Origin of the sequence: Acetobacter cerevisiae, assembly GCF_001580535.1 — a bacterium.
GTDB lineage: Bacteria > Pseudomonadota > Alphaproteobacteria > Acetobacterales > Acetobacteraceae > Acetobacter > Acetobacter cerevisiae.
This window is the reverse complement of the sequence record NZ_LHZA01000078.1, coordinates 1-6,270: the sequence shown is the minus strand read 5'-3', so window position 1 is coordinate 6,270 and position 6,270 is coordinate 1. Positions and strand designations below refer to the sequence as shown.

Below are 6,270 nucleotides of genomic sequence, written 5' to 3'. Positions count from 1 at the left end.
ACACCATCAAACCCCGGGACTAAACATCTAGGATCGCATCAGATCTTGCCAATCAGGTCATCACATTGGGTGATCTTTGGAACAATGAAGATAAGCGTGTTTATCTCAATCGACTTGAAGAAGAGGGTATTTTACCATCTGAAAATGAACGCCTTCCCGAACCGAAAGATTCTAGCAATAAGCCAGCCAATACGCCTCGAAAAAACCTGCGACCTTCACGTCCCCGCCAAACTACCTTCATTCCGGATGAAGCACCTTCCATTCATTGGGTTGCGACTCAACAACGACTAAGAGCAGTTTGGGGAGAACTTCAAACTCTGCCTTTACGAAAATACCCAAATGCGATTTGTGCACTCATGCGAATTTTGGTTGAGCTTTCTATTGAAAGCTATATTGAAAAGCATAATTTATCAAAAGCAGACAATTTAGGTCGTAAATTTGGCTTGGTTAGTTCTCACCTTCTAAACCATCAAAGAATTGACCGATCTTACTATGATGAACTGGAACGCATACGTCTGCATGACCAACTTATTTCAATACCAAGCATGCAGCGCTATATCCACTCTCCCGACTTTGCTCCTATGGAAAATGAACTACTGGCCTACTGGGCACGCCTTGGTCGTTTTCTAATTGCAATTCTCAATCACTAAAATCATTCAATTCGAATGAATACTTTGTTCAATTTCGATAAGCTGCTTCCGCCACCAGTATACAGCCTGTCTATAAAGTTGAAATGCATCTGATCCATCCTCGAATTCAATATATGCCCCTTCAGGATCATTCACAAAACGCGCTCCGAAAGAATAGGTTTTCAAGAGGCTGTTTCGTTCTTTTTCTATGAAATTCCAGAAAATTTCTGCTTGTTCTTTATCATTCTTCCACTGCTTCCATCGTTCGAAAATGACCTTGCCATGGGGTGACGTTTTTTTTGCATCTACTTTGTCCAGAACATGACCGACTGTACGTAGGAGGGCCAATCCAGCAACCCAAAATAGTCGCCATTCCTTCAACTCTTCCCCTCCATCATCCACATCCGAGTTTTGAAATTGAAAGAGTATAGTGACACAGTCCCAAAATGGCTTCCATGCAGCAAGTGTCTGCTGCGGAGGATTGAATGTGAAAATATCACCAGTTACATAATCCTGCACTTACTTCTCCAAAAATGATTTTTTCTATTTACTATAGATAAATATTTTAAGAATTCCACTTTCCTATTTTATAACCCTCTTAATACAAACTTAAACACTAAAAACCTCACCACTTACTCCTCTTCTAACAACACAACTTGCATATCGTATTTAAAAAAACAGACGGTCTCTCACCAACAAAAAAGGGCCTCAAAAGAGGCCCTTTTCCGCTACCTAAAACCCGAAAACCTCAAACGTTTTCGTAGTTCTTCTGCACAAACTCATTTAGCAGGCGCACGCCAAAGCCAGTGGCACCTTTGGGCTGGCCGTTGCGCGGGGTTTTGCTCCAGGCCGTTCCGGCAATGTCCAGATGCGCCCACGGGGTTTCACCCACAAAGCGTTTCAGGAACTGCGCTGCGGTGATGGAACCACCCGGACGACCGCCGATGTTCTTCATGTCGGCAATGTCAGATTTCAGCATGGCGTCATACTCAGCGCCCATCGGCATACGCCACAGCTTGTCACCCGTTGCCGTGCCTGCTGCCGTCAGGTTGGCAGAAAGATCGTCATTGTTGGAGAACAGGCCCGCATACTCATGGCCAAGGCTGATGATGATGGCACCCGTCAGCGTGGCAAGGTCAACCATCAGCTTCGGTGCAAAACGGTCCCGCGCATACCAGAGGATATCTGCCAGCACGAGACGCCCTTCGGCGTCCGTATTCAGCACTTCAATGGTCTGGCCGGAGGCGCTACGCACTACGTCACCGGGGCGCTGCGCCGTGCCGGAAACCATGTTTTCCACCAGCCCGATCACGCCAACAGCATTCACTTTCGCCTTACGGCCAGCAAGCGCTGTCATCAGGCCGGTCACGGTGGCGGCACCGGCCATATCCTCTTTCATTTCTTCCATACCGGCAGCCGGCTTGATGGAAATGCCGCCGGAATCAAACGTCACGCCCTTACCAATAAAGGCCAGCGGGGCTTCATCCTTCGCGCCGCCGTTCCAGCGCATAATCACCGTGCGCGGTGCGTTTGCACTGCCCTGTGCGACACCCAGCAGCGCGCCAAAGCCGAGCTTTTCCATATCGGCCTGCTCAAGCACTTCGACCTCAAGCCCAAGGCTGCGCAGCGTGGTCACACGAGCGGTGAATTCTTCCGGGTTCAGCACGTTGGCCGGTTCCGTCACCAGATCCCGCGTCAGGATCACACCGCGCGCCACAGCGGCCAGCGGAGCGAACGCGGCGTCGGCTGCGGCGGGGTCAGCCGTGAGAACCGTCACGCTTGCCAGACGGTGCTTTTTCTCAACCGCCGGAGCGCTGTGATACAAGGAGAAGTGATACGCACCCAGCACAGCCCCCTGCGCGACAGACGCCGCAAAGCCCTGCGGCACATTGCCCAGCGCAACCGTTGCCGTTTCCTGCGCGCCAAAAGCGGAGGCCGCAACGCCACCGGCGGCTTCAGCTTCTTTCGCGCCAAAAGCGTCGAGCTTGCCAACGCCAATCAGCACAATGCGGGAAAAGCCAGCGCCCGGTGCCAGCACCACGCAGGTGGAGCCGTCTTTGCCGGTAAAGTCATCAGCTTCGGCAGCGCGGGTCAGCGCGCCGTTGGTGGCTTTGTCTGCGGCGGCAAAAATAGCCGGGCGGTCCTGCCCTTCGGCCAGCAGAAGAGCCAGTGCCCCACCATCGGGCAGGGTCTCGGGAGAAAATGAAATTTGAAGCATAGCGCGCTGGCCTCCTTAAAACGTCTTAGCTTTTGCCCGACTTGGGTACGTCCCGCCTCGCCCCTTGGCAATAGGGCAGCCGGACCGGCTCTTAAAAAAACAGGCAGGGCATGACGCGCCGCCCTTCCTGGCGTATGATGGGCAAATGAGCACCCATACCGACGCTGACCTGCTGGCCCTCGCCGCCAGACTGGCGGATGAAGCCGCCGAAATTATCCGCACCATTCGCGCGCGGGGTTTTGAAACGCTGACCAAAACCGACTCCTCGCCGGTGACGGAAGCGGACCACGCGGCAGAAGCCCATATCCTCAAGGGCCTGCGCGCCGCCGTGCCGGATATTCCGGTAATTGCGGAAGAGGAAGTGGCCTCCGGGCTGCGTGGCGCTGTGTCCGAGGCCTACTGGCTGGTGGACCCGCTGGACGGCACGCGGGAATTTGCTGCCGGGCGGGATGACTTTACCGTCAATATCGGCCTTGTGCGCAATGGCCGCGCCGTGCTGGGGGCGATGGCCCTCCCCGCTTACTATCAGCTTTATACAGGTGGCGTCGGCCTGCCCGCCCAGCGGCGGGACAAGAACGGCACCACTGCCATTCACACCCGCACCCCGCCCGCTGAAGGCCTGAGCGTTCTGGCCTCCCGCCATTATGCGGATGACCCGCGTCTGGCCGAATATCTGGGTGAACGCCGCATTGCGTCCGTGGGCAACATCGGTTCTGCCGTCAAATTTGCGCGCGTGGCAGAAGGCGCTGTTGATTTCTACCCGCGCCTCGGCCCAACCATGGAGTGGGACACCGCCGCCCCGCAGGCCATTGTGGAAGCCGCTGGAGGCCACATCACACTGCTGGATGGCACTCCGCTGCTTTACGGCAAGCCGGACTGGAAAAACCCGCCTTTTGTCTGCACCGGAAAACTCTGACCTTTATGACCGAACGCCTTGCTGCCACCCCTTCTGGCATTGCCACCGCCGCCCGTATTTTGCAGGACGGCGGCTTGGTGGCGTTCGGCACGGAGACCGTTTACGGGCTGGGCGGAGACGCCACACAACCCTCAGCCGTGGCACGTATTTTTGAAGCCAAGAACCGCCCACGCTTCAACCCGCTGATCAGCCATTTTGCGAGTGCGGAGGCCGCCTTTACACAAGTGCAGGCCTGCCCGCTGGCGCAGGAACTGGCAGAAAAATTCTGGCCCGGTCCACTCACACTGGTTCTGCCACGCGCCCCTGGCAGCACGGTGAGCGATCTGGCCGCCGATGGCCTGTCTTCCTTGGCCGTCCGCGTCCCGCGTGGTGAGGCCGTTCTGGCCTTGCTGGAGGAAGTCGGGCGTCCGGTTGCAGCCCCCTCCGCCAACCGTTCTGGCCGCATCAGCCCCTCAGACGCCAGCCATGTTCTGGAAGAATTATCAGGCCGGATTGATGCCGTGCTGGATACCGGCCCCTGCGCTGTCGGGCTGGAAAGCACGGTGCTGGACCTGACCGACCCGGACCGCCCCTGCCTCCTCCGCCCCGGCGGTATCTCAGTCGAAGCGCTGGAAGCCGTGTGCGGCCCCCTCGCCCGGCCAGAAACGGAAGCCGATGCCGCGCCACTTTCTCCCGGCCGGATGCTCTCCCATTACGCTCCCAGCCTGCCCGTGCGCCTGAACGCTACCAGCGTTGGCCCGCAGGAAGGGCTTCTGGCTTTTGGCCCCACTCCGCCAACGGGTGCTGCTGTGACATGGAACCTCAGCCCCACGGGTAATCTGGAAGAAGCGGCCTCGCGCCTGTTTTCCGGCCTGCGCTTTCTGGATAGCCAGCAACCGACGTTTGAGCTGACAGGCCTCGCCGTGCAGCCCATCCCGGAACAGGGGCTTGGTCTTGCCATTCAGGACCGTCTGCACCGTGCCGCCGCCCCCCGGCCAGCAGAACCTGATGCACCATGAGCCAGATGGACCCCAGAGAAATCAAGATCCTGTCCGATATTCTGGCCCTCGTGCTGGAAGACCAAAAGGGGCAGTCGGAGACAGCGCTTGAAGCCATCAAGGCCCGTGCCCGCCGGGATGGCATCACCGGTGGCGCGCTGAAAAACCTGTTTCAGACGCTCGCCCCGGATATTGACCGCCTGACCGCTGCCCGCAAAGCGCGGGAAGACACCGAAATCCGCACTCTGGAAAGCACCATTCACACCCTCCGTATCCAGTTGCATGACCGCGGAGAAGTGCTGAACCGAATGGAGCATAATCTGCGCATTGTGCGCGGTAATAATGAAAACCTGAAATCTCAGCTTCATGTGATGCAGACAGCCCATGCCGAAGCAAGACACATGCTCAGCATGAAGATGATGGAGAACAGCTACCCCCGGCTGATGATTATTTTCGTCGCCGTCATGGCCGGATTGCTGGCAGGCATTGCCGGCACCCAGCTTTTCCACCTGTTTTATACTGCCTTCCATCCCGTGACAGATAACGCACGCTACCTTTATTAAGAAAAATGCGTGATCTGCTCACAGTCTCTTGTTTTATGACACTCTGATTCCCGATCAAGGCTTGCCCCATGTCCGACACGTCCCTGCCCTCCGCTCTTCTTGCCGCTCTGTCTGAACTGCTTGGTCCGTCGGGACTGCTGACTGAGGCCGGGGATACGGACCCGTTCTGCACAGACTGGCGGATGCTTTACCATGGCCGCTGCGCTGCTGTGCTGCGCCCTGCCAATACAGAAGAATGCGCAAAAGCCGTGGCCCTGTGTGCAGAATACGATGTGCCGATGGTGCCGCAGGGTGGCAATACCAGCATGGTGGGCGGCGCCACGCCGGATGAAAGCGGTAAGGCTGTCGTCATTTCCACCAACCGCATGACGCGCGTTCACGCCATTGACCATGCCGACCTGACCATGACGGTTGAAGCAGGCGTCACACTCAAAGCCGCACAGGATGCCGCAGCGGCGGAAGGCCTGATGCTGCCGCTCTCCATTTCCTCGGAAGGCTCTGCTGAAATTGGCGGTATTCTGGCCACCAACGCAGGCGGCAACAACACCGTGCGCTATGGCAATGCGCGGGAGCTGGCTCTGGGTCTGGAAGCCGTTCTGCCGGACGGACAGGTGCTGAACCTGATGCGCCGCCTGCGGAAAGACAATACCGGTTACGCCCTGCGGCAGTTGCTGATTGGTTCGGAAGGCACGCTGGGGATTATCACCACGGCTATCATTCAGCTCCAGCCCGCGCCGCGCTCCCGCGAGACCGCATTGTGCGCGCTGGCTGACCCGCAGGGTGTGCTGAACCTGTTCGCCGCCTTCCGCAAGCAGGACCCGGCGGCCATTCAGGCGTTTGAATATATGTCCGGCACCAGCATGGCGCTGGTCAACAGCCTGATTGAAGGGGCCTCCCTGCCGCTTTCCGAACCCGCTCCCGCTTATGCTCTGGTGGAACTGGGCAGCCCGCGCGCGGATGACAGCCT

Annotated in this window: 7 protein-coding genes; 5 read left to right on the top strand and 2 right to left on the bottom strand. The window is 57.4% G+C overall.

What is annotated here, in order from left to right; genetic code table 11:
* Positions 1-65 precede the first annotated feature (65 nt).
* Positions 66-650, top strand: a complete 585-nt coding sequence (locus AD928_RS14650; protein ID WP_156470034.1) for a hypothetical protein — start codon at positions 66-68, stop codon at positions 648-650.
* A gap of 6 nt (positions 651-656) precedes the next feature.
* On the opposite strand, the gene AD928_RS01015 is transcribed toward AD928_RS14650, so the two are convergent.
* Together AD928_RS01015 and AD928_RS01010 are read right to left on the bottom strand one after the other, a co-directional pair.
* The gene (locus AD928_RS01015) at positions 657-1,148 is read right to left on the bottom strand and encodes a hypothetical protein (protein ID WP_062247542.1); all 492 of its coding nucleotides are present in this window, start codon (positions 1,146-1,148) and stop codon (positions 657-659) included.
* A gap of 229 nt (positions 1,149-1,377) precedes the next feature.
* Positions 1,378-2,847 carry a leucyl aminopeptidase gene (locus AD928_RS01010; RefSeq protein WP_062247540.1) on the bottom strand — a complete coding sequence of 490 codons (1,470 nt, stop codon included), beginning with the start codon at positions 2,845-2,847 and terminating at the stop codon, positions 1,378-1,380.
* A gap of 145 nt (positions 2,848-2,992) precedes the next feature.
* Here AD928_RS01010 and cysQ point away from each other — a divergent pair, with 145 nt between their 5' ends.
* The 4 genes from cysQ to AD928_RS00990 form a co-directional block, all read left to right on the top strand.
* The gene (cysQ, locus tag AD928_RS01005; protein WP_062140645.1) at positions 2,993-3,763 is read left to right on the top strand and encodes a 3'(2'),5'-bisphosphate nucleotidase CysQ; all 771 of its coding nucleotides are present in this window, start codon (positions 2,993-2,995) and stop codon (positions 3,761-3,763) included.
* Between the two features lie 5 nt (positions 3,764-3,768).
* Positions 3,769-4,761 (top strand): L-threonylcarbamoyladenylate synthase, encoded by a 993-nt coding sequence (locus AD928_RS01000; protein WP_062247538.1) that lies wholly within the window; start codon positions 3,769-3,771, stop codon positions 4,759-4,761.
* Positions 4,758-5,303 (top strand): hypothetical protein, encoded by a 546-nt coding sequence (locus tag AD928_RS00995; RefSeq protein WP_061504688.1) that lies wholly within the window; start codon positions 4,758-4,760, stop codon positions 5,301-5,303. Before AD928_RS01000 ends, AD928_RS00995 begins: the two co-directional genes overlap by 4 nt.
* A gap of 68 nt (positions 5,304-5,371) precedes the next feature.
* Positions 5,372-6,270, top strand: an 899-nt coding sequence (locus AD928_RS00990) for an FAD-binding oxidoreductase (protein WP_156470033.1), incomplete at its 3' end; no start/stop codon positions are given.

Coding starts and splice junctions, on each gene's coding strand:
- AD928_RS00995 (WP_061504688.1), top strand. CDS start 4,758: ATGAGCCAGATGGACCCCAGAGAAATCAAGATCCTGTCCGATATTCTG.
- AD928_RS01000 (WP_062247538.1), top strand. CDS start 3,769: ATGACCGAACGCCTTGCTGCCACCCCTTCTGGCATTGCCACCGCCGCC.
- cysQ (WP_062140645.1), top strand. CDS start 2,993: ATGAGCACCCATACCGACGCTGACCTGCTGGCCCTCGCCGCCAGACTG.
- AD928_RS01010 (WP_062247540.1), bottom strand. CDS start 2,847: ATGCTTCAAATTTCATTTTCTCCCGAGACCCTGCCCGATGGTGGGGCA.